Origin of the sequence: Halorussus limi (assembly GCF_023238205.1) — an archaeon.
Lineage (GTDB): Archaea > Halobacteriota > Halobacteria > Halobacteriales > Haladaptataceae > Halorussus > Halorussus limi.
The window spans coordinates 1-25,338 of record NZ_CP096662.1; the positions used below are offsets into that span (position 1 = coordinate 1).

Annotated in this window: 30 protein-coding genes and 2 pseudogenes; 22 read left to right on the top strand and 10 right to left on the bottom strand. The window is 56.9% G+C overall.

The window, feature by feature from the left end; genetic code table 11:
* The first annotated feature begins 211 nt into the window (after positions 1-211).
* The 4 genes from M0R89_RS21630 (at position 212) to M0R89_RS21645 (ending at position 2,883) form a co-directional block, all read left to right on the top strand.
* Positions 212-1,030: a ParA family protein gene (locus M0R89_RS21630; protein WP_095637937.1), complete on the top strand. Its 819-nt coding sequence runs from the start codon at positions 212-214 to the stop codon at positions 1,028-1,030.
* Complete coding sequence (locus tag M0R89_RS21635; protein ID WP_248653050.1) at positions 1,027-1,434, top strand: DUF8160 family protein; 408 nt, start codon at positions 1,027-1,029, stop codon at positions 1,432-1,434. The genes M0R89_RS21630 and M0R89_RS21635 overlap by 4 nt, the downstream gene beginning before the upstream one ends.
* Before the next feature lie 251 nt (positions 1,435-1,685).
* Positions 1,686-2,045, top strand: coding sequence for an ArsR/SmtB family transcription factor (locus tag M0R89_RS21640; RefSeq protein ID WP_136718286.1), 360 nt, complete (start codon positions 1,686-1,688; stop codon positions 2,043-2,045).
* Positions 2,038-2,883 carry an arsenite methyltransferase gene (locus M0R89_RS21645; RefSeq protein WP_248653051.1) on the top strand — a complete coding sequence of 282 codons (846 nt, stop codon included), beginning with the start codon at positions 2,038-2,040 and terminating at the stop codon, positions 2,881-2,883. Before M0R89_RS21640 ends, M0R89_RS21645 begins: the two co-directional genes overlap by 8 nt.
* A gap of 110 nt (positions 2,884-2,993) precedes the next feature.
* Here M0R89_RS21645 and M0R89_RS21650 read toward each other — a convergent pair whose 3' ends face one another.
* The 6 genes from M0R89_RS21650 to arsD all read right to left on the bottom strand — a co-directional run bounded on the left by M0R89_RS21650 (position 2,994) and on the right by arsD (position 6,992).
* Positions 2,994-3,371, bottom strand: a complete 378-nt coding sequence (locus M0R89_RS21650; RefSeq protein WP_248653052.1) for a winged helix-turn-helix transcriptional regulator — start codon at positions 3,369-3,371, stop codon at positions 2,994-2,996.
* A gap of 350 nt (positions 3,372-3,721) precedes the next feature.
* Complete coding sequence (locus M0R89_RS21655) at positions 3,722-4,027, bottom strand: SelT/SelW/SelH family protein (RefSeq protein WP_248653053.1); 306 nt, start codon at positions 4,025-4,027, stop codon at positions 3,722-3,724.
* Between the two features lie 162 nt (positions 4,028-4,189).
* A complete protein-coding gene (gene hcsS / locus M0R89_RS21660; protein ID WP_248653054.1) occupies positions 4,190-4,378 on the bottom strand; it encodes a halo-CC-star protein HcsS in 189 nt (62 codons plus the stop codon).
* On the bottom strand, positions 4,369-4,737 hold the full coding sequence (gene hcsL, locus M0R89_RS21665) for a halo-CC-star protein HcsL (RefSeq protein ID WP_248653055.1): 369 nt from the start codon (positions 4,735-4,737) through the stop codon (positions 4,369-4,371). The genes hcsS and hcsL overlap by 10 nt, the downstream gene beginning before the upstream one ends.
* Entirely contained in the window at positions 4,734-6,659 is a 1,926-nt protein-coding gene (arsA, locus tag M0R89_RS21670; protein WP_248653056.1) for an arsenical pump-driving ATPase, read from the bottom strand. The genes hcsL and arsA overlap by 4 nt, the downstream gene beginning before the upstream one ends.
* 3 nt (positions 6,660-6,662) lie before the next feature.
* Positions 6,663-6,992, bottom strand: a complete 330-nt coding sequence (gene arsD, locus M0R89_RS21675; RefSeq protein ID WP_248653057.1) for an arsenite efflux transporter metallochaperone ArsD — start codon at positions 6,990-6,992, stop codon at positions 6,663-6,665.
* 244 nt (positions 6,993-7,236) lie between these two features.
* Between arsD and M0R89_RS21680 the strand changes: the two genes are divergently transcribed.
* From M0R89_RS21680 to M0R89_RS21695, 4 genes are read left to right on the top strand one after another with little or no spacing between them, the layout of a single operon-like run.
* A complete protein-coding gene (locus tag M0R89_RS21680; RefSeq protein WP_248653058.1) occupies positions 7,237-7,635 on the top strand; it encodes an ArsR/SmtB family transcription factor in 399 nt (132 codons plus the stop codon).
* Entirely contained in the window at positions 7,628-8,791 is a 1,164-nt protein-coding gene (gene arsB / locus M0R89_RS21685; RefSeq protein WP_248653059.1) for an ACR3 family arsenite efflux transporter, read from the top strand. The genes M0R89_RS21680 and arsB overlap by 8 nt, the downstream gene beginning before the upstream one ends.
* Before the next feature lie 15 nt (positions 8,792-8,806).
* Complete coding sequence (locus tag M0R89_RS21690) at positions 8,807-9,277, top strand: arsenate-mycothiol transferase ArsC (RefSeq protein WP_248653060.1); 471 nt, start codon at positions 8,807-8,809, stop codon at positions 9,275-9,277.
* Positions 9,274-9,729, top strand: a complete 456-nt coding sequence (locus M0R89_RS21695; RefSeq protein WP_248653061.1) for a low molecular weight phosphatase family protein — start codon at positions 9,274-9,276, stop codon at positions 9,727-9,729. Before M0R89_RS21690 ends, M0R89_RS21695 begins: the two co-directional genes overlap by 4 nt.
* A gap of 16 nt (positions 9,730-9,745) precedes the next feature.
* Here the strand turns inward: M0R89_RS21695 and M0R89_RS21700 are convergent, their stop codons facing one another.
* Both M0R89_RS21700 and M0R89_RS21705 read right to left on the bottom strand, forming a co-directional pair.
* Positions 9,746-10,402: a helix-turn-helix domain-containing protein gene (locus M0R89_RS21700; RefSeq protein WP_248653062.1), complete on the bottom strand. Its 657-nt coding sequence runs from the start codon at positions 10,400-10,402 to the stop codon at positions 9,746-9,748.
* A 170-nt stretch (positions 10,403-10,572) separates the two neighbouring features.
* Positions 10,573-10,710 (bottom strand): hypothetical protein, encoded by a 138-nt coding sequence (locus M0R89_RS21705; protein ID WP_248653063.1) that lies wholly within the window; start codon positions 10,708-10,710, stop codon positions 10,573-10,575.
* 254 nt (positions 10,711-10,964) lie between these two features.
* Here M0R89_RS21705 and M0R89_RS21710 point away from each other — a divergent pair, with 254 nt between their 5' ends.
* The 7 genes and pseudogenes from M0R89_RS21710 (at position 10,965) to M0R89_RS21740 (ending at position 17,653) form a co-directional block, all read left to right on the top strand.
* The gene (locus M0R89_RS21710; RefSeq protein WP_248653064.1) at positions 10,965-11,558 is read left to right on the top strand and encodes a hypothetical protein; all 594 of its coding nucleotides are present in this window, start codon (positions 10,965-10,967) and stop codon (positions 11,556-11,558) included.
* A gap of 74 nt (positions 11,559-11,632) precedes the next feature.
* Positions 11,633-13,453, top strand: a complete 1,821-nt coding sequence (locus tag M0R89_RS21715) for an ABC transporter ATP-binding protein (protein ID WP_248653065.1) — start codon at positions 11,633-11,635, stop codon at positions 13,451-13,453.
* Positions 13,450-14,241: an energy-coupling factor transporter transmembrane component T family protein gene (locus tag M0R89_RS21720; protein ID WP_248653066.1), complete on the top strand. Its 792-nt coding sequence runs from the start codon at positions 13,450-13,452 to the stop codon at positions 14,239-14,241. The genes M0R89_RS21715 and M0R89_RS21720 overlap by 4 nt, the downstream gene beginning before the upstream one ends.
* A 2-nt stretch (positions 14,242-14,243) precedes the next feature.
* Positions 14,244-14,690 carry a hypothetical protein gene (locus tag M0R89_RS21725; RefSeq protein WP_248653067.1) on the top strand — a complete coding sequence of 149 codons (447 nt, stop codon included), beginning with the start codon at positions 14,244-14,246 and terminating at the stop codon, positions 14,688-14,690.
* Positions 14,691-14,714: 24 nt separating this feature from the next.
* Positions 14,715-14,834, top strand: a pseudogene (locus M0R89_RS21730) (PhoU domain-containing protein); the annotation flags it as partial.
* 2 nt (positions 14,835-14,836) lie between these two features.
* Positions 14,837-15,832 carry a phosphate uptake regulator PhoU gene (locus M0R89_RS21735; protein WP_248653068.1) on the top strand — a complete coding sequence of 332 codons (996 nt, stop codon included), beginning with the start codon at positions 14,837-14,839 and terminating at the stop codon, positions 15,830-15,832.
* A gap of 141 nt (positions 15,833-15,973) precedes the next feature.
* Positions 15,974-17,653, top strand: coding sequence for a transposase (locus tag M0R89_RS21740; protein ID WP_248653069.1), 1,680 nt, complete (start codon positions 15,974-15,976; stop codon positions 17,651-17,653).
* 343 nt (positions 17,654-17,996) lie between these two features.
* On the opposite strand, the gene M0R89_RS21745 is transcribed toward M0R89_RS21740, so the two are convergent.
* The gene (locus M0R89_RS21745) at positions 17,997-18,206 is read right to left on the bottom strand and encodes a hypothetical protein (protein WP_248653070.1); all 210 of its coding nucleotides are present in this window, start codon (positions 18,204-18,206) and stop codon (positions 17,997-17,999) included.
* Between the two features lie 48 nt (positions 18,207-18,254).
* On the opposite strand from M0R89_RS21745, the pseudogene M0R89_RS21750 reads away from it, so the two are divergent.
* From M0R89_RS21750 to M0R89_RS21760, 3 genes and pseudogenes are all read left to right on the top strand, one after another.
* Positions 18,255-18,570 (top strand): annotated as a pseudogene (locus M0R89_RS21750) (transposase); the annotation flags it as partial.
* 149 nt (positions 18,571-18,719) lie between these two features.
* Positions 18,720-19,403 carry a hypothetical protein gene (locus tag M0R89_RS21755; RefSeq protein WP_248653071.1) on the top strand — a complete coding sequence of 228 codons (684 nt, stop codon included), beginning with the start codon at positions 18,720-18,722 and terminating at the stop codon, positions 19,401-19,403.
* 1 nt (position 19,404) lies between these two features.
* Complete coding sequence (locus tag M0R89_RS21760; RefSeq protein WP_248653072.1) at positions 19,405-20,085, top strand: hypothetical protein; 681 nt, start codon at positions 19,405-19,407, stop codon at positions 20,083-20,085.
* A 674-nt stretch (positions 20,086-20,759) separates the two neighbouring features.
* On the opposite strand, the gene M0R89_RS21765 is transcribed toward M0R89_RS21760, so the two are convergent.
* Positions 20,760-21,086, bottom strand: coding sequence for a Fic/DOC family N-terminal domain-containing protein (locus tag M0R89_RS21765; RefSeq protein ID WP_328518205.1), 327 nt, complete (start codon positions 21,084-21,086; stop codon positions 20,760-20,762).
* Positions 21,087-21,392: 306 nt separating this feature from the next.
* On the opposite strand from M0R89_RS21765, the gene M0R89_RS21770 reads away from it, so the two are divergent.
* The 4 genes from M0R89_RS21770 (at position 21,393) to M0R89_RS21785 (ending at position 25,239) form a co-directional block, all read left to right on the top strand.
* Positions 21,393-23,069: a transposase gene (locus tag M0R89_RS21770; protein ID WP_248653073.1), complete on the top strand. Its 1,677-nt coding sequence runs from the start codon at positions 21,393-21,395 to the stop codon at positions 23,067-23,069.
* 511 nt (positions 23,070-23,580) lie between these two features.
* The gene (locus M0R89_RS21775; protein ID WP_248653074.1) at positions 23,581-24,117 is read left to right on the top strand and encodes a DUF7437 domain-containing protein; all 537 of its coding nucleotides are present in this window, start codon (positions 23,581-23,583) and stop codon (positions 24,115-24,117) included.
* Entirely contained in the window at positions 24,114-24,641 is a 528-nt protein-coding gene (locus tag M0R89_RS21780; protein ID WP_248653075.1) for a PIN domain-containing protein, read from the top strand. Before M0R89_RS21775 ends, M0R89_RS21780 begins: the two co-directional genes overlap by 4 nt.
* 70 nt (positions 24,642-24,711) lie before the next feature.
* Positions 24,712-25,239, top strand: a complete 528-nt coding sequence (locus M0R89_RS21785; protein WP_248653076.1) for a DUF7342 family protein — start codon at positions 24,712-24,714, stop codon at positions 25,237-25,239.
* Positions 25,240-25,338: the final 99 nt, after the last annotated feature.

Below are 25,338 nucleotides of genomic sequence, written 5' to 3' on the forward strand. Positions count from 1 at the left end.
GGCTTGTACTCGATGAACAGAACGAGTGAAACGAACGTAACGAATAGAACGAATGCATTGATGGCAACGATAGTGTTTGCCTCAACGAGCGAAACGAACAATTGGTTTTAACATCGTAGTATTCCTCTCACCGAGTGAAACACCCTCACCGAACCAAACGAACAGAACGACCAAAACGAACGAAACGAACACAACGAGAGAAACGAAGATAATGACCGACACCAATACCGCACGAATCACGGTGGCGAATCAGAAGGGAGGCGCGGGGAAGACAACCGACGTCATTCATACTGGCGGCGCACTCGCCGCCCGAGGTCACGATGTCCTCCTGGTCGATATCGACTACCACGGGGGGCTCACCTGCTCGCTTGGCTACAACGATCTGTACTACGACACCGACCGTACGACGCTGTTCGACGTCCTCGACTTCGACCAGATGGAGTCGGTGAACGACATCATCGTCGAGCACGAGGAATTCGACATCCTCCCCGCCAGCGAGAAGCTCGCGAACAACAAGAACATCCAGACCCTGCTTGAGGCGCCGAAGAGTCGCGAGCGGTTGGAGATGACTCTCGACGAGCTCGACAAGGACTACGACTACATCATTGTCGACACGCCGCCATCCCTGAACGTCCTCACCGACAACGCCCTGGTCGCGACCGGCAACGTCGTCATCCCCGTCATTCCCGAGAAGCTAAACGCCAACAGCCTCCAGATTTTCGCGAAGCAGCTGAGTTCCCTCGAACAGGCGTACGGAGACATCAATCGGCTCGCCATCGTCTGTAACCGTGTCGAGCAGAACGCCGAGCACCGTGACACTATCGAGGAGATCAAGTCGGCGTACTCCCTCCCAGTGTTCGAGATCCCGAAGCGGACCGACCTCTCTCAGTCGATTGGCGAGGGTGTGTCCGTCTTCGGCTTCGGCAAGGAGAACCAGCGCGTCGAGGATGCACGCGACCTGTTCAACGAGATCGCCGACCTGTTCGACGAGACGTTTGAGAAGACCGCACCTGAGGAGGTGGAAGCATGACCGACGGCTGGGGTGATGCTTCCGGCATCGAGGGCAACTACGAAGAGGAGGACGATGAGGTCGATTCCAGCGAAACGAGTGAGGTGAGTGAAACGGTGGAAACCAGTTCATCGACCGAAACGACCGAATCGACTTCAACGAGTGAAACGAAAGAAACGAGCAAAACGAAGACGAACATCAAGGACGAGTGGAATGGGCGGACGATCTACATTCCCGACGATATCCTCGACGAGATGGAGGATACCTACCTCGAGTCCCAGCTGAAGCTCCGCAAGGCGGGGCAGGACGAGTTCAAGAAGAACCGACACTTCTACCCGCTACTCGTCCAGTTCGGTGTTGAGGCACTCTCTGATGCGGATTCTGGGGAAATTCAGGCTCGGCTTTCGGAACTCGGAGACGAATGACCTCGCGCAGAACGAGGACTGACAGAAGTTGAGACTGGAGCTCTCAATGCATACGCATTCAGCACACATAATCCCGAACGTGGATTTTACTTCAGACAGTTTCGTCGATGTACTCGTCTTTCTAGCGCACTGATTCGGGATTCAAATCGGTGGTGTTGAGGCTACACCGAGGGTCTAAGATGATTCTACAGTTGCGAATGGTTCCGTCGAGGAAAACATATTAGTATTTGCTTGTATAAGCTGAACCTGATATGGTAGAGGACGCGATCGTTGACGGAACCGCGGAAGGGACTGCTCCCTGCTGTGCACCGCCCGGTGATGTTGACTCAGATACGATGGCGACGGATCTCCAAGTGCTGACCGCGATGGGGAACGACACGCGATACGAGCTGCTTCGCCGAATCGCGAACGCCGACGACGGCGTCTGCGTCTGTGATCTCGAAGCCGCAGTCGGCGTCAGTCAAAGTGCCGTCAGCCAAGCACTCTCTCGCTTGTACACCGCACAATTGGTCACGCGCCGCAAGGAGGGGTCTTGGCGGTACTACGAAACGACTGAAACGACCTCAGCCCTCCTCGAAACGCTCGACGACCTGCGAGGAACCTATGAGTAACGATACTGAGACAGCGACCGGTGACCCCGATCCCGAGGAGACTCGTCAGATGGTGCGCGAACGCTACGGGACTATCGCTTCGGATGACCAAGACTGCTGTGGCGATGTCGGCATCGATGTCACCGACGACGGTGGGTGCTGTGACGGCGACACGGACGCGACCGGGAGCGAACGCCTCGGCTACGACGCGGACGACGTCGCGTCGGTCGCCGACGGTGCGGACCTCGGCCTCGGGTGTGGAAACCCGAAAGCGTTCGCCGAGATGACGCCCGGCGAGATAGTGCTCGACCTTGGCTCCGGTGCGGGCTTCGACTGCTTCCTCGCTGCACAGGAGGTTGACCCGGACGGACACGTCATCGGTGTCGACATGACCCCGGAGATGGTCTCAAAAGCGAGAGAGAACGTGACGAAGAACGACGCCGACAACGTCGAGTTTCGTCTCGGCGAGATTAGTCATCTCCCCGTTGCTGACGCAACCGTCGACGTCGTCATCTCGAACTGCGTCGTCAATCTCGCCCCGGAAAAACAGCGCGTGTTTGATGACGCCTACCGGGTCCTCAAGCCCGGCGGCCGCCTCGCCATTTCAGACGTCGTCCAAACCGTGCCGTTCCCGGACGATGTTAAGATGGATCCGGACTCGCTGACTGGCTGCGTCGCTGGGGCCTCAACGGTCGACGCCCTCGGAGCGATGCTCGACAGTGCCGGCTTCGAAGCAATCGAGATAGAGCCCAAGGACGAGAGTACCGAGTTCATCAGTGACTGGGATGCGAACCGGGACCTCGGTGACTACCTCGTATCTGCAACCATCGAGGCCCGGAGACCACCTCGCGACGTCTGACTCACTTCGAGTACTGCTGGGTTCGACTACTCAAGCATTCTTGCAGGCGAATTAACCGAACCCCTACGAATCATCAAACCGATCGAGAACCGTCTGATCTCGATATTGAACTACTGAACTGTCGCACATTTCGACGACTCGTCCGTGGTTGCACACTCGCTTCCGTCGGAGCACTCCGCAAGACCAATCATTCCTTCCATCTCTTCGAGGAGTTCGACGAATGCGTCCCCATTCTCGGTCAGTTCGTACGTCGTCGAGGGCGGCGTCGTCGCTTCGACGTGCTTCTCGACGAAGCCGTGACACTGTAGCTCTTTCAGTCGTCGTGAGAGCATCGTCGCCGTCACGCCGTCGATGGAGCGCTGCATCTCGTTGAACCCGTATTGTCGATCCGAAAGCAACCGCAAGGCGTGAAACGCCCACTTCGAGCCGAGAATCTCTCGCAGTTGGTGCCACGACTGCTGCCAATCAGACACGTCGGTCGTCTTCATACCCGCTAATGGGCGTGCAAACACTCGAAAGTATCGTCAGTGGCCTCTGTCAGCTGTCGCGCTCACCCGTCGTGAATCTGTAGGCGGGGACACTCATCAGGAGCGAGATTCATTCCCTCCAGGTTCGCGAGTGGACAGCCACAATGTTCGCACTTGAATTGCTTGGCACCAGTCGCGGCTTCGAGTGCTTTCGTCTCGAGCCGAGCGAGTCTATCAACAACTGCACGACCCGTTCCGTCCTGGCCGGCCACGAGATGTGGGCACGCTGTCTCGACGTCCGGGTGGGTTCCTCGACAAATAGCTTGGTCGAAATCATCGACACGAGTCTTGCTCATCTGTATAGAGCGAACTCAACAACACCCAGGACTGCAATCATTCGAATCGGGAACCTCGTCGACGAGTTCGCGGGGATCACAGTCACAGTCAGAGAGTTGCCCACACACACCCTCCATAATTGTCGTGAGGTCGTACTCGATCTCGTCGACGTCGAAGACGACAACGTCGTCGACTCGAACTTCGAAGATGCCGTCCTCGCCGGGGACCAGTTCGACGCCGTCCACTGTTTCGCCACACGACTCCAGAATCTGTGTCTGCGTTTCCGTTGCGCGGTCGATGAAGCCACACGGGTCACAGTATTCGACTTCGACGCTTGTCATCGGAGTATCACAGGAACCACTACGTGGACGGCCCCCATAAGATGCCAGTACCCTGGTACGAAGTACCTTTCAGCGCTGAAACCACCCGTCGAATGTGCTATCACGAAGAATATATATCCGCATACAAGCGCCGGACGAGTACCGGCCTCTACATGGGAATAGTCAGCAGCAGTCGTCGGTACTACAGACGCTCCCGTAGTTCAGGCCAGTCGCTTCGCTAATCGCGTCGTTGTACTCTTTGAGCATCGTCTCGAACTCAGATGACGCTCCGTCAGGCTGACTCTCTGCCAGTTCCTCGCCGAACGCTTCGGCAGCGGCCAGTACTTCCTCGTCGGTCGCGCTCAACAGCACCCACCTCCAGTTGACCGGGCGAACTTGCGGCCGATCTGCTCACTGATCGCGTCGTTCGTCTCCTGGAGCAGATCGACGAGCGTCTCCTGTGCGTCCTTGTGTCGCTGGATGGTCTCGTTGTCCGCCATCTCCGATTTGAGCTCTCGCAGCTCGCTCAGCAGCGACTGATCGTATCCATCGCGTTGCATCCGTTGCTGTTTTTCCCGGTACTCCTCGAGGAGTGCCGTCGCTTCCGAGTCGTTCTCGAGGGCTCGGCTGGCTGCCGTGAACTCCTGATAGGTTTCGGAATCGGTGAGCATTTCGACGAACGTCTGGAACGACGCTTCGACTGGCTCCTCGTCCGAGCGAACTTTACTCATGAGATCGTCACCTCCGGTTCCTTCTTCGGGAGAGCTGACAAGCCAGTGATCTCGTCGCCGAACGAGCTCAGTTCCTCGAGTCCGACTGGCTCGTCCCGGCGCAGTGGTGCGAGCATCATTGGCGTCTCAAAGCGGTCCTTGATCTCATCGAGGTAGTTCTCCTGCTGTGCCCGCCGGTTCGCGAAGAACGCGTTGTCGCCGTATTCCTCGGGGAGCAGGTAGTTCGCGACGACGAACGCTGTCTCGATACCGACCTGGTCTTCGAGGTCCTCGGCCGCGCGGTACGCCTCCATCATGGGCGTGTACTCAGGATACATGACGAACGCGAACGAACTCCGTTCAGGGTCTTGCATCGTCTCGATGACCTCGTCGTACTGGTCGCCCTTCGCTGGGGCGGCACCCTTCGTCAGCGAGCCGAGGTCCATAAATCCCTTCCAGTCGGAGGGCAACTCCAGCAGGCGGAGCGTGTGCCCCGTCGGCGCGGTGTCGAAGACCACCACGTCGTAGCCGTCTTCCTCGAAGTAGCTCACGAACTTCTCGAGCGCCGCCATCTCCTCGGCACACGGCGACTCCAGTTCCTCCTCGACGTTCGCGATCGCGGTGTCGACATCGATCTGGGTGTCCTCCTTGTCCTCGTACATCTCAGTGACGTGGTCGAGGACCTGCGTGCGGTACTCTTCGAGGGCCTTCTCCTGGTCGATGCGGGCCGCGTCGAGGTTCGCCTGGCTCACCGACGTCGGTTCGTGGCCGACCGGCTCACCGAAGATGTCCTCGAGGTGGGCTGCCGGGTCCGTGGTCACGACGAGCGTCTCGTAGCCCGCCTCCGCGAGCTTCGTCGCCGACGCCGCGGCGATGGTGCTCTTGCCGACGCCGCCCTTCCCGGTGAAGAACAGGTACCGCGTGTCGTCGCCCGGCGTCACTCGGTCGGCGACCGACTCTGGGTCGGCCAGCGCATCGACGTCGACCGACTGGTCGGTCTCGACGTCGGTCGCCGAGCCGACGTCGACGATAGCGTTCTCGCCGTCGTAGATGACGCCCGCGACGTCCGACAGCAGGTCGAGGCCGGCGATTTCGCCAGGCTGGAGGGGATAGGTTGCCATCGCGTCGGCGTTGAACTCGGTTTCCGCGCGTTCGATGGCCGCCTGTTCGTCCTCGCGTTTCCCCTCGAAGAAGGGGTCTTCACAGACCGACTCGGGGAGGTAGCCGTTGACGACGAGCAGCTGAGACTCGATACCGAGGTCGCCGAGGTCGGCGGCACTGCGTTCGATCTCGTCGAGCGAGGAGTCCTCGGGCTTGCCGACGAACCCGAAGGTCGTCCGCTCGGTGTCCTGGAGCGTGTCGATGGCTCGCTCGTACTGGTCTTTCCTGTCCTCCATCGAGGCCGCGGGGCCGATACAGGTCGAGCCGCCCTTCTCGAGTTCGGCGTTCCAGTCGGAGGGCAGTTCCATGAGCCGGATGGTGTGTCCGGTCGGCGCGGTGTCAAAAACCACCACGTCGTACTCTGGGCTGTCCATGAAGTCGACGAAATTGTCGAAGGCTGCGATCTCGTCGACGCAAGGACTGTTGAGTTGCTCTTCGACAGTCTCGATCTCCTCGTCGTCGAGCAGCTGGCGCATCGGTTCGATGGTCTCCTGGCGGTACTCTTCGGCCGCCGTGTCCGGGTCGATCTCGATGGCAGAGAGGTTCTCGATGCCTTCGATTTCAGTCACTTCGTGGCCGATCTGCTGGCCGAAGATGTCCGAGAGGTTCGGTGCAGGGTCAGTCGTCACGAGTAGCGTCTCGTAGTCGTTATCGGCGAGCCACGTCGCAGTCGCACAACTGACGGTGCTCTTGCCGACGCCGCCCTTCCCGCTGAAGAAGACGAATTCTGTGTCGTCACTGCTCGGTTCGACGAGCTCTCGTGGCGTAGTGTCCGTACTCATCGGTTAAGCCTCCTGGGGCGTGTTCTGTTGCTCGCGGATCTCGCCCGCGAGCTCGTCGTAGGAGAGGTACGCCGATTTGGCGAGTATCTCGTCGTCGAGGACCGTAATGGGGAGGATCGAGGGACCGTGTTCGTCGACGAGATCGGCGATCGCCTCGGTCTCGAGGAATCGGTCGATGTCGTGTTGCATATTCGCCCTCGACACCTCGAGATCGAATTCCTCTTCGAGTTGATCAAGTGCGGCACTGACCTCGACGAGTTCGTCGTCGGGATCGGGGCCACAGACGCCTGTGGAGCAGCACATCGCCTCTTCGTACAGTGTGAGTTCTATCATATGTGGTTTCCTCGGTTACCGTTCCGGCTGCCGGTAGAGTCGTGGTCACAAACCACCGCATCTAGTTTACCAACGATTCAATTAAAACTCTGTTCAGACATCAGCATAAACACTTTGGTTCGCTCACCCACGAGTACTCGCCCCACTAACGACTCCCATTAACGACCCAATAGAGTATGTGAGTTAATCTTCTGCTAGGAATATTCCGCAATAGTTAATTGAGAGAGTGGTCAAGTGATTGCTGATGGCACAAGCGACCGAACGATTACAGCGGTATCTCGATGACGAACTCGGGGAGTGCCGCAGCGAGGATGTCGAGCGCCGTCTCGACGAACTCTCCACGCTTGAGGCCGGACTCGGGACGGCACAGGCGGAGGCCGAACTCGACGTCTTGTCGGCGCTGTCCAACGAGACGCGCTACACGCTCGTGCGCGTCCTCGTTGCAGCCCAAGAGGAACTCTGCGTCTGCGAGCTGAACGCCGTCGTTGACGTGACCGAGAGCGGTCTCAGCCATGCCCTCTCGGCACTCGTCGACGCAGACCTTGTCGAGGGTTGGAAGGACGGGCGCTGGAAGAAGTATCGGGCTACCAATCGAGCTGTTGCGCTTGTTACCGTTCTTGAGGGAAGCGTGGCAGATGAGTAACGTCGAACACGACCACGGTCCCAATTGCGACTGTGAGAGCTGTGGCGACCCACGGTCGATGGACTTCCTCGACAAGTACCTCACCGTCTGGATCTTCGGTGCGATGGCGATCGGCGTCGGGCTGGGATTCGTCGCCCCATCAGTAACCCAACCGATTCAGGACTTCCACCTCGTCGAGATCGGGCTTATCCTGATGATGTACCCGCCACTGGCGAAGGCCGATTACTCGCAACTTCGGACCGTCTTCAGCAACTGGCGGGTACTCGGATTGAGTCTCATCCAGAACTGGCTGATTGGCCCGACGCTCATGTTCGGGCTCGCCGTATTCTTCTTCAGCGGCCTCGTTCCCGGTCTGCCGGCACGCCCCGAGTACTTCCTCGGGCTCGTGTTCATCGGGATGGCTCGGTGTATCGCGATGGTTCTGGTCTGGAACGAACTCGCCGAAGGCTCGACCGAGTACGTCACCGGCCTCGTCGCGTTCAACAGCCTCTTCCAGATCGTCACCTACGGCGTGTACGTCTGGTTCTTCGCACTGTTCCTCCCGCCGCTGCTCGGCATGGAGTCACTTGTGGCCGGGATCACGACCTTCGACATCTCGCCGATGCAGGTGTTTGAGGCGATCGTCATCTTCCTGGGGATTCCGTTCGCGGGCGGCTTCCTGACCCGGTATGTCGGAACTCGCGTCAAGAGCGAAGCCTGGTACGATGATGAGTTCATCCCGAAGATCGATCCGCTGACGCTCATTGCGTTGCTGTTCACCGTCATCGTGATGTTCGCCACGCAGGGCGGCGCCATCGTCGCCTCGCCGGGCGACGTCCTCTTGATTGCGGTGCCGCTGACGATCTACTTCGTCGTGATGTTCCTGGTGAGCTTCGGGATGGGGCGGGGCATCGGCGCAGACTACTCGACGACGACGGCGATCGGCTTCACGGCGGCGTCGAACAACTTCGAGCTCGCCATCGCCGTCGCCGTGGCGGTGTTCGGTGTTGGCTCCGGCGTCGCGTTCGCCACCGTCGTCGGCCCACTCATCGAAGTTCCCGTCCTGCTCGCGCTGGTCAACGTCGCGCTGTACTTCCAGCGAAAGTTCGACTGGCGTGGCGCCACGACCGGACAGCTCACCCCAACTGGTTCAGAACCCACTCCTGAGGATGATTGAGCCCCAAACAATCCAATGATTCCCCAGACAAACTCCGTCGATTCCCTTCGCCTCGCGTTCGTCTGCGTGGAAAACGCGGGTCGAAGTCAGATCGCGGCCGCCATCGCTGAAACCCAAGTTCAGATCCAGGACCGAACGGATATCGAGATCCTCAGCGGTGGGACGGACCCAGCAGAGGAGATCTATCCGGCCGTAATCGACGTAATGCGGGAGAAAGGCTATGACCTGTCGACGCGGACACCGACACAGATCTCCCGCGAGACCCTCAAGGGGTGTGATGTCGTCGCCTTGATGGGGTGTTCGTTGTCGGTCGATGACCTTCCAGTGGGAGTGGTCGTTCGTGACTGGGGGTTCATCGATCCGGCGGATGCTGACGTGGAGTCTGTATGGGCGATCAGTACAGAGATCGAACAGCGGGTTATCGAACTAATTGCCGACCTGCCGACCGAAGCGGAACGAAGAAACCACACACACCAGATACAATGACTGAACACAGCGACACCGATCCGATTCGAATCGCCTTTATGTGCGTCCAGAATGCTGGCCGCTCCCAAATGTCCACGGCATTTGCGGAGCGTGAACGGGAGCGACGTGGACTTGAAGACCGCGTCGAAATCCTTACCGGAGGGACGCATCCGGCCGACCACGTGCACGACGAAGTCGTCAACGTGATGGAAGAGGCGGGGTTCGATCTCTCCGAGCGGACGCCACGAGAGATCACGCTGGACGAACTGCGCTCCTGCGACTACGTTGCCACGATGGGCTGCTCGACACTCGACGTCGGCGAAGTCGGTGACGACGTCGATATCCGTGATTGGGCGCTGGAGGACCCTGACGGACAGGATCCTGATCGGGTGCGCGACATCCGCGATGAAATCGAACAGCGGGTTCGTAGTCTATTCGATGAAATTGAAGCCACCGAAGCTGCAACGTCATAATTCGATAGAGTAGATACTATGGGTTAGACTCTGAGTTCACTGAATGGACGATTGTATTTTCGAGGATGTTCTTTTCTCCGTACCGTAGTCTCGCTATCACAGCCTGCTGTGTAATCCCTAATAACTCGCCGAGTTCCTCTAGAGTGATTTTCCGAGGTGTCTCAAAATAGCCCTCCGTATACGCGAGTGCTAATGCTTCGTGCTGCTTGTCTGTGAGATTGTACTCCTGCGAATTGAAAATCTGGAGTTGGGTCGGGAACCGGGTCAACCGAACACCGAAATCGTTCTCTTGGCAGTACGCTTGAAATGTGGAGAGCTGTTCAGCTGATTCGGCTCGAAGTCGAAACGTCCACTTGTTTGGAGTTGACTGTGCCGATTCGAGCTCGACAGCTGCCTTCGTGATTCCGACACAGATACTCTCATGGTCGTTGTGCAAGCGTGCGGTGTAGAGAGACTCTTCGTCGAGTGAATCAAGCAGTTCTACAGAGTGGAAAACGTCATGATCTGATAATTCAGATGCCGCTGGTGAATTTGACCGCGTACTCAACCAGAAATAGATGCTAATGGATGTATCGCTCTGTTTCAGCTGTTCTATCTCAACGTCCACCATTGGGTACTCAGCAAACACGTTTCCAATGGGAAACTGAGCGGATTGACTGGTGAATTCTGCCACAGTGGGCATCATGTGAAGACTGAGCCCGTACCCCTCTATCTCTTACCAATTATGACAACTGTGAGTGCCATAGGCGAATGTACGGCTCTATATGGGCCCCATCGCCACGTTTCTTGAAAACGTGTACGTGTGACAGAAGTAAGTGTCTGCGCCGAACCGTTATGAACCGGTCAATTCATATCTTCAAAATCGGCCAATTCGTAGTCTCGGTTTACAGTTGCGATACGATCGACAATCACATCGTGGAATGCGAGGCCCCCGAAGACGACGATCCCGAGGACCGCCGATATCACGAACTCTGGTATCATATGTACGGCTATACACCACTCTGTAAAGAGCGTGTTGTGGATTATCCAGACTCGTCCTCTTGGGCCAAATAGCTGGGTCGACACCACGGTCGGTATCTCGTTACCGGGGCAAGGGAGCGTTCGATATGTGGTCTAAATACTACCATATACCACTCGGGATAGTAATGGTGGATTGGGTCCCCTCCACATTCGTTAGTACTCGACCGTACACCTCATAGCAGCCTTCTTTAAATACTAAATCTGAATCCCATATGATGTCACAGGCTACAGCCTCTGAACGGGGGAAATCATCCTCCTTCACGACCGACGTCGATCTGACGAACCTCGTGGTCATCGCGGGGCTCACGGCCGTACTGTTCGCGGGGGCACTGGCGATTGGGGAGGGCCTCGGCGAAATCCCACCGGACATCGACTGGAAAGCGTTCTTCGTGGTGTACACGGTAATCGTATTCGTCCCGTGGGGGACGCCGACCATCGCCGCGGCCGTCGGGGCAACCATCGCGGAGGGTATCCTCGACTTCTTCGAGGGTATTGAACCGGACGAGCCGTTCGGGTGGACCGGATATATTGTCGGATTCACTGTCGCTGGCTACTTCATGAAGGACCCGAGCAACAAGGTCAAGCTCGCCATCGGTGCGGTGCTCGGGGCATTCATCCAGTTCGCCATCGAGGGGTTGAGCCTCATCATCATTTCCGGCGATGCGACGTCTGTGTACCTGACGGCACTCGCGGGTAACACTGTTACGCACGGAATTATACTCGGTGCGATTCCGCTAATCCCGATCGTCGGCGCACTCCGTGGCCGGATGGAGCGCGTGCTTGCTCCGGCGGCACAGCAGGCCGACTAACGGTCTTTCGTCCCTCATTTCCATATTCACACGCATGGATAGATACCAAACATCAGGTGGTAACGAGAGGATCGATGATACGAGCTGAGGAGTTCACGTTCCAGTATCCGACGCAAGACACGACCGCGCTTGACCGCCTTTCCTTCAAGGTCGACGAGGGAGAAGTCCTGGGCGTCGTCGGGCCGGTCGAAGCGGGGAAGACGACGCTCGCGATGGCGCTCGCGAGTTTCGCGCCGCAGAACACTGGCGGGAGTACCGACGGCACCCTTACGATCGCTGGTCGGGACCCCCGCGAGGCAACGGACAACCAGGTGGCGATGGTGTTCGAGGATTACTCCGCCCAGCTCACGCAGGTTCGCGTCATCGACGAGGTCATCGCCCCGCTCGTGAATCGTGGCATACCCCGCAGGGAGGCGATCAAACGCGCCCGTGAGTTGCTCGACGACGTCCGACTGGACGGTATTGAGGAGACGAAGTTCTCGTGGGAGCTCTCGGGAGGACAGCAACAGCGGCTCGCCATCGCCGCCGCTCTCGCGATCGACCCCGACGTGATGATCTTCGACACGGCCACGGATATGCTCGACCCAGCAGGCCAGGACGAAGTCGCGAACCTCATCGCGTCGCTCAAGGGTGACAAGACCCTCGTCGTCACCGACAACGATCCCGATGCGCTGGTCGGCATCGCCGACAAACTGCTCGTCCTCAACGACAGTGAACAGGCCGCGTTTGGCCCCGCTGACGACCTCCTACGGGACGCTGACCTCCTCGAAAACATAGGAGTGGCTCCGCCCGTCTGTGTTCGCATCGCGCGGAAGGTAGGGCTGTCCAAATCACCCCTCACGCCCGGGGAGTTCCTCGACGCGCTAGATACGGATACGTCATCAAACCAGTCCGAACCGGTTGGTCATGTACGGGGCGCTGACGCGGAAGAAGCTGACATGACGTCTTCGGATTTCGGAAAATCTCTCCTCAGTACGGACGGAATTGGGCATGACGGTGAAGTCGAAGGGGAGACCGTCTCTGACCTTGGAGATCCACTACTGCGCGCAGAGGACGTGCGATACGAATACGGTTCGAACGCAGTTGCCGTCGAGGACGTGGCGTTCTCCGTTCGGGGGGGTGAGGTTCACGCGATCATCGGCGGGAACGGTGCCGGGAAGACCACGTTCAGCAAGCTCCTCGTCGGGCTGTTCAAGCCTGACGACGGCACGATGCTCGTCGACGGTAAATCGACAGACGGTCGGACAGCTCGCGACATCGCGGAGTCCGTCGGTATCACCCTCCAGAATCCGGACGAACAGCTTTCGGAGCAGACTGTCGAGAAGGAGATCCGCTTCCCGCTGGAGAAGCGCCGGTACGAGCGGACCGGCTTCCTCGGACTCTCGAAACGCGAACGTTACGACGAGGCGTTCATCGAAGAGCGAGTCGCGGAGGTGTGTGATCTCGTCGGCCTCTCCGAGGACATCATGCAAGAGGACCCGATGTTCCTGCCCCGCGGCGTCCGCCGACAGGTGACTGTGGCGACCGCGCTCGCCCCCGACCCGGACGTGCTGGTCCTCGACGAACCCGTCGCGGGGGTCGACGGGACCGCCCGCAGGCACATGACCCGTGCCATCGAGCGACTGCGCCAGCAAGGGAAAGGCGTCGTCGTCATCGACCACGACATGGATTTCGTCTGTGAGGTCGCCGACACAGTTACCGTTCTCCATGAGGGACAGGTGGCGATGCAGGGGCCGACCCACGAGGTGTTCGGCCCTGACAACTGGGAGTGGTTATCGAGTCACCACATGCGTCCGCCCCGGGCTGCCAGACTCGCACGGCGGGTCGGTATCGAGGCGCTCACCGCCGACGAGTTTGTCGCGGCGTTCGTGCCCCAACTGGAGGTGTCGGGATGAAGCGACGCGTACCGGTCATCTACAACGACCGTGACACCTGGTTCCACCGGCGCGATCCACGGGCGAAGCTCGGCGTCTTCGTGCTGATGCTCCTGTACATGTACCTTGCGCCGACGTGGGAGTGGATGCTGGCGATGGTGGTCGTCGGTCTTGGGTTGGTCATCGTTGCGAGAGTGCCACCGCTCTGGATCGGGGCCCTCCTCGCGCTGCAGGTCACCAACGTAATCGGTATCCTCGCGTTCCCGGCAATAGAGCGGATGGTGACCGGCGGAAGCGCGTTTGGCGGTGACTTCGATTTCGGACTGAAACTCGCGTTCTCATGGCAGGCCGCCCTGTTGATCAGTGCGAGTCTGTTCACCACGATGGAGTTGACCGAGATCACCGACGGGCTCCGTGGCCTAGGCGTTCCGGAACTCGCCTGTTTCACACTCGAGTATGTCTTCCTGCTGTTCTACGTCACCATTAGCGACCTCTTCCGGATTATGGACGGGATGAAAGTGAAGGGGCTCGGTATCGAGACGAAGAACCCGATCAAATTCGCCCGCAATATGCCCAGTCTGGCGGTCCCGATGTTTATGTCGGTCCTCCAGCGGTCGAACACGATGATGTCCGTCCTGCAGATGCGGGGTTACTCGTTCTCCCGTGGGGACCGCGAGCTCCGTCACGACCTGAAGTTCGACGCCGGTGACGTCCTCCTGTTCGGAACCGGAGTGCTCGTCCTCGGTGGCACCGTCGCGGTGAATTTCGGATTCCTCACGGTTCCCATCCTTCCCTCACCGACTCCCTAACTATGACCGACAATACAGAACCCGTCTCGCAATCGACCGGCGGTGGTTCAATCGTGAACGTCAACCCGAGTACGGCCGAGGGGCGAAGCCGAGTCCTCCTGTTCGGTGGACTCGCGTGGCTCGCACTCGGTCACCTCGTCGACATCGCCTTGGTCGTGTGGGGTGGAGTCGGTCTCATCGCTGTCGCCTTCGCCCTCAACACTGCCGGGAAGGTCGTCCACTACCGCTCACTGTCGATCCCGTCACGAGACCATCTAACACTGTCAGCAACGTGGACGCTGCTCGCAGTCACCGTCGTCGCACTGCTGGCGAACTTTGCGCATACCCGATACGGTCCCGGTGACGGGGCGTACTTCTGGTCGCTGGCGGTTGCCGGCGTTGGCTTCGGATTGCTCCATATGGCAGCACAATCGAAGTACCTCCCCGAGAGTGCGGTACAGACAGACTAGTAACGGACGACACGCTCATGGAAGGACGACGTCTCACGGTTACTGCTCACGATTCGAGACCTCGAACGAGTCGCCGACCACGGCGTCAATATCGCCGCCAGGACCCTATACCTCGTCGACAGTAATCCGGAACTGATCTACTGACGATGGAAACCAGAAAAATCCAACAAGTTGGTGGCGGCACATACACTGTCTCCATCCCTGTTCAGTGGGCGAACGACCACGATATCGAGGCGGGCAATACTGCCTATCTTTACACACATCGTGACGGTTCCCTCGTGGTTCGCTGGAACGAGAAAGAACACAGTGAACTCGCGACAACCGACATCGAACTGGACGATACTGCTCCGGAAGTTGCCGAACGGATGCTAGTAGCCGCGTATTCGGCAGGCTTCAAGAAGATACAGCTTCGCAATTCGGAGGGATTGTCGTCCGCACAGCGACGAGCGATCGACACCTGTACTCGCGGTCTCACGGGTGTTGAGATCACCGAAGAATCGACTCACCACGTAACCGTGCAGGGGTTGTTGGATGCCAGCGACGTCTCGATCCGTCAGTCTACCATTCAGTTACAGTACATCACGCTGTCGATGTACCAGGCCGCATTGGATTTCTTTGCAGGAGAGTCGACTGAATCTGAACACATCATCACCCGGGATGACGAAGCTGATCGTATCTTTCACCTCATTACACGCCATTTCAACCGGTCGCTACTGGATTTGGCAGAACTCGATCAGCTTGGAATTACTCGGCCACAGCTGTTCGAATACTACGTCACGGCACGCCAATTAGAACGAATAGCGGATCATGCAGCCAAGATTGCGCGGTGTGTCCAACGGACCGAGTATACCGTCTCCGAGGAGTTAGTGACCGAATCGAGAGCGATTGGTGAGAATGCTCGTCAGATCGTCGAAGATGCTTCTGGTGCTGTCATAAATGCAGAGACGACAGGGATGGCACACTCGGCGCTCGAGGACTGTGAGCACGTCGTCCAAGCAGCGAGGAACTTAGACCGTTCATTACCTGATCGTCCTCCAGAAGAGGCCTACGTTTTGACCCGTGTTCTTGATAGCATAATTCGCACAGCGGAGTATGGCGGGAATATTGCTGAAATCGCCCTTCGGATATCGCTCCGGGACTAGTGATGTACATCTAAAAAGAGACATCTACCGTATATTTCGTAACTTCCTCAGCATATTGTAGGTGCACTTCTGACGATTTATTTTCTAGTGGGAATCCTCGAATGAGCTCTTTGCGCGAAGTTGACGTATGCGTTGTAACAGATGAATTCACCAACTTATAAGTCACGACGAGATGTCTTTCGACGAATTGCTCGGCAATCACATGTGGAGTGGCCGGTATACGACGCGACGCCCCTGTACGAGCGAAGCTCGCTTGACGGTCTAGAATCAGATATTCGGACAATCTCCCAGACCTGGTTCAAACACGACCGCCACGAGTCGGTTGAGAAGTTCGTCTGCGCACTCCCCTTAGCATATTTCAAATTCGACGCATACGACTGCTACGCGGGGCCGACTCGCTACGAGATGGACACTCTCTTTCGCGTGTTCGTCCTGAAGGAACTCCACGGGTGGGAGCACGAGACAGCACTCCTTGAGTACCTCGAAAACCAGCCCGAACTCTGTGAGAGTCTTGATCTAGAGACACTCCCCGACCAATCAACACTCTGGCGTAGTTGGCATATGCGTTTCACTGATGCCCTTCGCGAGACGGTCCAGAAAGCGGCTCGAACGATTCTCATCAAAGCGCAGAACGTGGATGTAGCCGTGCCACGCGAACCAGAACGAAATCTCCCGGATCGAAGCCACGACGCTACTGACTCGGACCCTTACGACCAAGCCATCCTCGACAAGACCGGCACGATTACCAAGCACGTCAGTCGCGTCGTGTTCCCCGCGTTCTCGCTCAATCGTGGCGAGGACTGTGAGATTCCCGAGAACGCCTACTGGGGCTTACAGACCTACTTGGGACTCCGTGAGAACTTGGCCGCCAACGAGGGCGCTCGGAGCTTCATTCACGAGTCGACACGGAAGCGAACACCACTCGGACACGGTCATCGCGACCAGATTCGTGATCTCTCTATCGATCAAATCCGCGAGATGTATCGACAAGCGGTTCGACAACTCACCGACGAGCTCGCAGAGACGGGGGAGTTCTTCCGCGCAGGCATCGTCGCCATCGACATCACCGAGAATGATCCCTTCACGGGCGACCGCACTGGCCACGAAGACGAAATAATCGGGACGAAAGAGAAGAACGATGAGTACGCCTATCAGTGGGCGACCGTCCAGCTGGTCGGCAACGCTGTCCCACTCGTCCTTGATGCCCGCCCGGTACGGAAAGGCGAGTCACGACAGGAGATCGTTGTGGACCTGCTCGACCCCGCTGAGGACCTGATTCACGTCGATAACGTGCTGATGGACCGGGAGTTCGATAGCCAGCACGTCTTGGAGATGATCAGCCAGCGCGGACTGTCGTACGTCGTCCCGAAGCGGATGCAGACCAGCGAGAAAGCCCAGGCCAAGCGGTTGCTCCAACGTGGTCAGGACCGACACGAAACCGACCGGAAGCTCCATCTCGGGAAGAACGAATGGCACGAGACGACGCTGGTCTACCGTCGGAAAGAGGGCTCCGAGCACGATGACCATCGGCAGTATTCGGTGTTCATGACGAATAGAGGGACTGGGCACCTCACGGAGTACGGCTACCGGTGGGAAATCGAGAGTGGCTACAAGTCGATAAAGCGATTCATGGCGGCGACGACGTCGAAGGATTTCGGGCTGCGGTTCTTCTACTTCGCGTTCGCCTGTCTGCTATACTCGATTTGGCGAGCGGTGGACCTGCTGGTACAGGTTGAGTTGACCGATGAGTACGAGCACTCGCCAATTGTGACGGCCGATAACACGCTGACTCTGGTGAAGAAGGAAACGGGAATCGGATAGAGAGGTTTTACCCGTGTTAGCGCGGCGTCTGAGTGGCAACACTGTCGGAAGCCGCCGAAATTCGTGTATGTAGTTGTATTTCCAATATGAATGGCCGTTTGGAGAGCAATCTGAGCCAGTTCCCGATCACTGAACCAGCCAAAACCACGCATCACAGCCCCGCTAAACCCGCTGTAGTCTCAACTTCCACGGTCGCGCAGTAGTTGAGGTCGGTCGTCTCAATGCATAGAGCATAGTCTCATGGGGTGGTATGGTTTCGACCCTTATTGCAGTCTATTTCTTTTGTAACGGCTGATAGGAACATACTACGAATCGATTGTAGTCCCATCGATAGTCTCACTGATCAATCGAAATGGCTGAAGTTCACCCGTGTCGGGCTGGCTTGCACAACCTCGTCATCGACAAGACAGGGTGCATCAATCCCCTCCTCGAGCTGTCTATCAGTGTTGGTATCCTGATAAATGGCAGTTCTAATAACATTCGTCCTCAAAAAGGCCTGTGTTTCTAATACACCGCCATCGGCGTTGATACCGTTGTCATACGAGTTCTTCATGCACTGACGCCCTGAACTGTCCCGTTGACGTACGTGACCAACAGAATGGTCGTCCCAGTCGCTCCGAACAACGCACGAAACACCGACGATACGCTCGATATCGAGTACAGGGTCGAAGACTAAATCGAGGAACACAGCGAAGACATTCAGATGAAGCAATCGACGCTAGACGAGACGTACAATCGTCATACAGGAGTTGAAAGAGCTAACGAATCAATGAAGGACTGCGGCCTCGGGCGCACCCATGCCCGATGCCGCGTCCACGTACGAGCGCACGTGTTCCTCGCTCTGTGTCTTCGCCTCGTCGTTGCTATCACCAACTACCCACGGAGACAACCCGGGAAACACGACCATCACGGTGTGAGAAGAGCTTTATCGCACTCTCGTTTCATTACCAGTTATTAGACACTCGTTCAGCGTGGGTATTTATCCCAATAGCTGAATATATTTTACAATATTGCATCCATACAAAAGTATTCATGCAAAGGGTTTGATGTTGATTTGCAGCCAAAAATGACTCAAGAAACAAATTTGTCCACTGACGAATCAACACGACGTAGAGTTCTACAAGGCATCGGAGTTACTGGGCTTGGGTTTGCCGGTGTTAGCAACGCAAACGCTGCCACTACGACGATAGGCAATTCTGTGCAGTTCGTGGAGGCAGTGCTTGATTACACGGTGAACTCAGCTAGTCCGGATGTCGTACAACGGTCTGTAGTTGAGATTGACAATCCGAAAGGTTTCTCAGTGAACTTGGAGGAGCAGAAAATCGTTTTTAACCAATTTGCCCGCTCAGGTCTTGTATCAGAAGTAAAGGCAGCCGAAGAAGCTGTCGCAACAAGTAACCAACATTTGGAGGCCAACTTCGATGGCCATCAGAAAATGCAGTACTTGGTAACTGATCGGACTGAGGACCTTCGTCCACTCCGTGGTGTTCTGACGAAGCGACCGTTCACTCCTCCGCAGTTCAAAGCTCAGTTTGTCGGTGACACTGTTCGGTTTACTGGGCCTCAGTCTATCGAAGTTCCTGTTGGGAGGGAGACATCACGCAATCTTCCAGAACGCGAGGTTGTGGTAAAAATCCGCCCGGAGAGGAGCTCTGACACCTATCCAAAAAAGAGTATAGAACAGCACACTGTCACACCGGTTATTACAGTTCGCAACCACGGCTCGCTTGAGATTCACAAGGTGAAATAAAATGTCATACACAAAAACTGGAGGAAGTTCGCGGGGTGACACGAACAAAGATCACACAATGCGGATTAAGGTAATGAAGGCAAAGGTCCCCAGCACAAGTGAGCTTGATACGGTATATCAGGCGGTTCTCAACGCACTGGATCAAATTATGGACGAGACAGGAAGTGCCTATGGTATGGACATACCAGGTTATGTAATAGAAAAGTATGAAACTGACCACTCTTTAAATTGTTCCAATATGGAAAGTTCCGCGACGACGTGGTTGGATAATAATGGGTTCACCGATGGACAGTTCCTCTGGGTGACAAACTGTTCCGATGCCTTCGCTGATTCAGAAGGGGCATGGGAGGGTCGGACTGAGGCATTCGTCAGTACCGACTGGTACTCCGGTGACATGCTGGGAGCCGTGGCAATTCAAGAGGCATTACATTCCTTCCTGCTGGACAGTTGTCTCAAGCTTCCAGGGGATGATCACTCACTCGGCCAGGATGCTGATGAGGGTTCATATGATAATGCAACACCAATGGTCGCCTCATACGGTGATAGTAGCGAAAATTACGAGTCTAAGGGAGACTGCAACCGCGATAAGAATACTGATGGTGTGACTTACGATATTACCTACTGTACGGTTGAAGGAATGAACTATTCTAGAGAGCATGCCTACAATAACGGTGTACACTAACGTATAGAAAGTAATAATCTCTAATCTGTGTTCTATATTTGAGTTCGGTAGAGACAGACTGTCTGCGTTCCGCTTATGAGCACTCAATGATCTGCACAGTAAACTCAGTCGCCGCTCGTTCGTCGGGACGCTGGTAGACGATCTTAATGTCTGTTGGAAGATGATTTTGTGCCGTTAGTTCGACTTGATACTGATACGAGGCACCAGCGCAGTCAACACTCTCGGGGGGGTCTGAGTTGGTCCAACGGGGATACAAGACCAGTTCTGCGTACCGCTCGGTGCTGTTGTATTGGAGCGCCCGAATAGCCACTGTCCGACAACTACTCGTCGAGAACCACCCACTGAGCGTTGCGCTCTGAGCCGTGCAGTCGCCGGACTGAGACACACTCTCCTCATTTTCTCCGGCCGTCCCATCGTATGAGACACTCGTGACGGTCGCTGACAGACCATCTGTTTCCTTTTGTTTTGTCGCTGTTGGAGATCCAGCTGTAGGTGAATTGAGTGTCGAGAGACATCCTGCGACACTTGCAACGCTTATTGCACCAAAAGAAGAGAGGAGGGCACGGCGATTCATAGTGAGATTATTGAGTGCCGAGAGGTAAAATTATCCCTTAGGCTCAAAGAGTAGCTGAGTCAACAACACCATTATATCAGATACCGACTTGGTGGCTGTTTCAGTAGGAACAGTGTCGAGACAATAGGGTTTGCTTCGTCCCCGCGTACCCCGAGAGCAATCGGTGAAGCATCTCACACAACAACTCGACGGTGACAGTCTTACCTGCCGTTATCGCATCTCGGCTGTGTGTCAGGGCGTGCAAGTAGTTTATGATCTCCTGGGTACCCTGTCGTCTGTCCTCGTCGATGAACGTCTCCTGTCCTGCTTCATACGCGTAGATATCTGAGAGGGTCACATGAGTGCCTTCGATCTGGGACGCTTCCAGTGTCTCCTTCCGAATGAACGGTTCAATGAGGATCTCTCTTGACCCGATGCGAGGGCCAATGCCGTGGAGCCGGCTTAGCTTGCGTCGCCCTCGCTAACGGGCATCAGTTGGTCAGTGCTAGTTGTGGGCGGTAACGGATCCAGGTTTGAACGCCGAATACGTTCCCTTTGGGGTCGTAATCGGAACGATTTCACCGGGTGCCGTCTCTTCGAAGTCGTCTCGATCCATTACTGGTAGTAGCCGTACAAAACACGATCCATTATTGGCATTTTGATCCTAAATCAAAATAGCGCAGAGGCGGATTGCACCATTGCAACTACTACCAGAGAGTGGCGTTTTTGAGAGAGTCGTGTTCAACGTCCCGTAGTGGTTGCAATTCGTGAGTCGCGACGAACTGTCTTTCGACGGATTGCCCAACGAACGCACGTCGAGTGGCCAGTATACGATGCCACGCCAGTATACGATCGAAGCACGCTTGCCGGGTTGGAGTCCGATATCCGGACGGTCTCACAGACGTGGTTTAGGCACGACCGCCATGTATCGGTTGAGAACTTCGTCTGCTCACTCCCTCTGGCGTATTTCGTATTCGCCGCGCACGACCGCTATGTGGGGGCGACTCGCTACGAGATGGACACGCTCTTTCGCGTCTTCGTTCTGAAAGAATGCCACGGATGGGAGCACGAAACCGCACTAATTGAGTACCTTGAGCGTCGTCCAGCACTCTGCGACCAACTGGATCTGGAGACAGTACCGAACCAATCAACGCTGTGGCGCAGCTGGCACAACCGGTTCACTGCCGAGCTTCGCAGTACAGTCGAGACAGCTGCGCGGACCATCCTCATCAAAGCCCAGAACGCGGGTGTCACCGTTCCGCGCAAGCCAGAAAGACACCTTCCATCTCGAGGTGGCAAAGAGGACGAATCGGACCCAGACAATCGAACTGTCCTCGACGAAGCGGCACCGATCACGGACCACATCAGCCGCGTCGTATTCCCCGCGTTCTCACTGAATCGTGGCGACGGTTGTGAGATTCATGAGAACGCCTACTGGGACTTACAGACGTATCTCGGGCTTCGTGAGCGGCTGGCTGTCAATGAAGGCGCTCGCAGTTTCGTCTACGAGTCGATGCGTGAGCGGACACCGCTGGGGCACGTCCATCGCGAGCACATCCGTGACCTCTCAATCGAACAGACTCGCGAGATGTACCGACAGGCGGTAGATCGGTTGTTAGGAGAAGTCTCGGAGACAGAGCAGTTCTTCCGGGCCGGGATCATCGCGATCGACATCACCGAAGCGGATTCCTTCACCGGTGATCGAACGGGACACGAAGACGAAATTATAGGGACGAAGGAGAAGACCGATGAGTACGCTTACCAGTGGGCCACTGTCCAGCTGGTCGGCAACGCCATCCCGATCGTGTTGGATGCTCGCCCTGTTCGACGAGGTGAGTCACGCAAGGAGATCGTCGAGGACCTTCTCAACTCCGCCGAGGAATTGGTCCATGTCGATAACGTGCTGATGGATAGGGAGTTCGATAGCCAGCATGTTTTGGAAATGATTAGCCAGCGCGGACTCTCATACGTCGTGCCGAAACGAATGCAGACGAGCGAGAGAGCTCAGGCGAAGCGACTCCTCCAGCGGGATGATGATCGATACGAAGCGGACCGCAAACTCCATCTCGGGAATAACGAGTGGCACGAGACGACGCTGATCTACCGGCGCAAAGAGAACGCTGAGCACGATGATCACCGGCAGTACTCAGTGTTTATGTCGAATCATGGCGGGAGTTTCCTCACCGAGTATGCGTATCGCTGGGAGATCGAGAGTGGGTATCGGTCGATCAAGCGATTCATGGCGGCGACGACCTCGAAGGATTTCGGACTCCGGTTCTTCTATTTCGCGTTCGCGTGTCTGCTGTATTCGATCTGGCGGGCAGTCGATGCGCTGGTGCAGGTCGAATTGACCGGTGAGTACGAACATTCGCCACTCGTGACGGCGGACAATACGCTAACGCTGTTGAAGAAGGAGACTGGAATCGGATAGACCGCGGCTATTTGCTGAGATAGTCGAGTCGTGAGTGGCGACACTATGGAGCAGAGAGGAAAATTCCTGAACTAGTTACAAATTCGATAAGGTGGTGTGGTTGAGAGCCGATCTGAAGCTGTCTTGTCTCACTGATCCGTCCGAAACCACGCATTACAGCCCCGCTAAACCCGCTGTAGTCTCAACTTCACCGGTCGCGGCTTTGGTATAGCGGCATATGATTTATACCGTTGGCCAAATCCGAATTTCGGGGGATAGAACCCTTCTATCATAGGAAAAATGGTTATGAGACTTCTGTCACCGGTGGTCCTGATTACACTGGTAATCACGACCAGTTTGAAGTACCCCGCCGCCGTCGGTGAAGCACGAATGCTGCAACCGCCTCACGACGCCGCTTCCCCCGGGGTTGAGCCGCAGCAAGCGGCTGTCTCTCTGCGGGTATTGGACTGGTTGCGAGTTCCGATCCATCGCCGGAAGTCTTATCACGAATTATCTATAATTCGTAATCGAGATGGCGCACTCGCCGCCCCGGTCAGGTCGACCACCTATTCAGCAGCTGCAGACGGTCGTCGACCTTCTCGAGACGCCGGCACTCGCTCGGCTGTACGCCTACATCTTGCAGCACGGCCCCGTCACCGTTTCCGAGATCGTCGACGAGCTCGATATCCCACAAGGGACCACCTACGACTACGTGCAGAACCTCGAAACAGCTGGCTTAGTGGAGAAAACCCGTGATCAGCGACCGTATAAATACGACGCCGAGTCGATTGCACTCACGCTCTCGACGGACGGCGAGACCCAAACGATCACGCCGGCCCTTATTGCAGCCGTCGCCCGCCGAGAGGAGGACGAGGACGTCGACGTCTACATCGAGCGTCATGGCCTCGACAGCCTTGCTGTCGCCCTCGAGTACGCCTACGAGTACGTCGACGGCACGGTCAACCATCGGATTGCGGCCCGGGAGCTTGACCTCTCACCGCTTGAGGCCGAGATCATCCTCCAGGCGCTGGAACCGGTTGCGACCGAGTACGCCGACGCGGCTGCATGACGACGGTCTATATCGCCGATACCGGCGTCTTTGTACGGTGTGGTGGCCCGGACAAGGACAAATTTCAACGGCTTCGTCGGGCACTCCGACAGGCCGGTGTCTCATTGCGTATCCCGCAGCGCGTCTACGAAGAGCTCGGGGGCGATCCTGCAGCGGACGAGTATCCCTCGGGGAACATTCCCTATCCCGATGGATTCGAGGAGGGGTGGATCGTCGTCGCCGACGAGCTCGACTACACCAATCCACTCGTCTCGACAGTGATGGACGAAGCGCGCCGATTCATCGCCAACGAGACCGACCGCGACGAGGATGTCACCGAGAAAGCGGACACGGCACTCGTTGGGCTTGCTGCTCAAGTACTCGACACTGGGGAGGCAGACCACGTTGTTCTCCTAACGACGGACAAACCGGCTGGACGCGCGGCCGAGACGCTCCTCCCTCAACACGGCTTCAGCGACCGAATCGAATTCCGGTACGTCAGCGTCGAGTATCTCGAGACGATCACCGCCAACGAATTTCGGTGACCCATCCCCTGATGTCGATATAGAACTATCCATCTCAACCTATATTAAGAAATCGCGTTGATAGTAGGATATGACAGAAGATACTGGACTACGGAATCAACAGACTACGGGCGAAGACCGCGTGCGGATGGTCGCCCGGCAGCTGTCGGAGCCGCGGACGGCCAACTGGATCGCCTCCGAAGCGGGCTGGTCACACGAACCAACCAAACGCGTCCTCGAACGCCTCGTCGACGATGGGATCCTCCATCGTGACGAAAGCGGCACTCACACGACGTATTACCCTGATTACCGCCGCCAAGCGATGCAGGAGGCGATGCGCCTCCGAGACAGCGGGCACACTGTCGAGGAGCTCACGGACCGTCTCGCCGATATGAAGACGCAGATTCGCGACTGGGAGGACGAATTCGGCGTCGAGTCACCGAACCAGCTTCGTGGAACGCTCGCCGACGAGTCCCTTGACTCCGACGAGGAAGACCGGCGCCGTGAGATCGCCCGCGAGTGGGAGCACCTTCAGCGGCGTATCCAGATCGTTGGCTTCGCCATCCGCGAATGGGACTTCCTCGCTCCGACGACAGAGCCTGCCGAGGCCAACAGCTAACGGATGTCGGTCCCACATCCAGGTGGTGATCCGAACGCGAACCTCTACGCTCGATAGAAGCTCGCCACCCACCCACGTGTTCACACATGGGGGAACAAC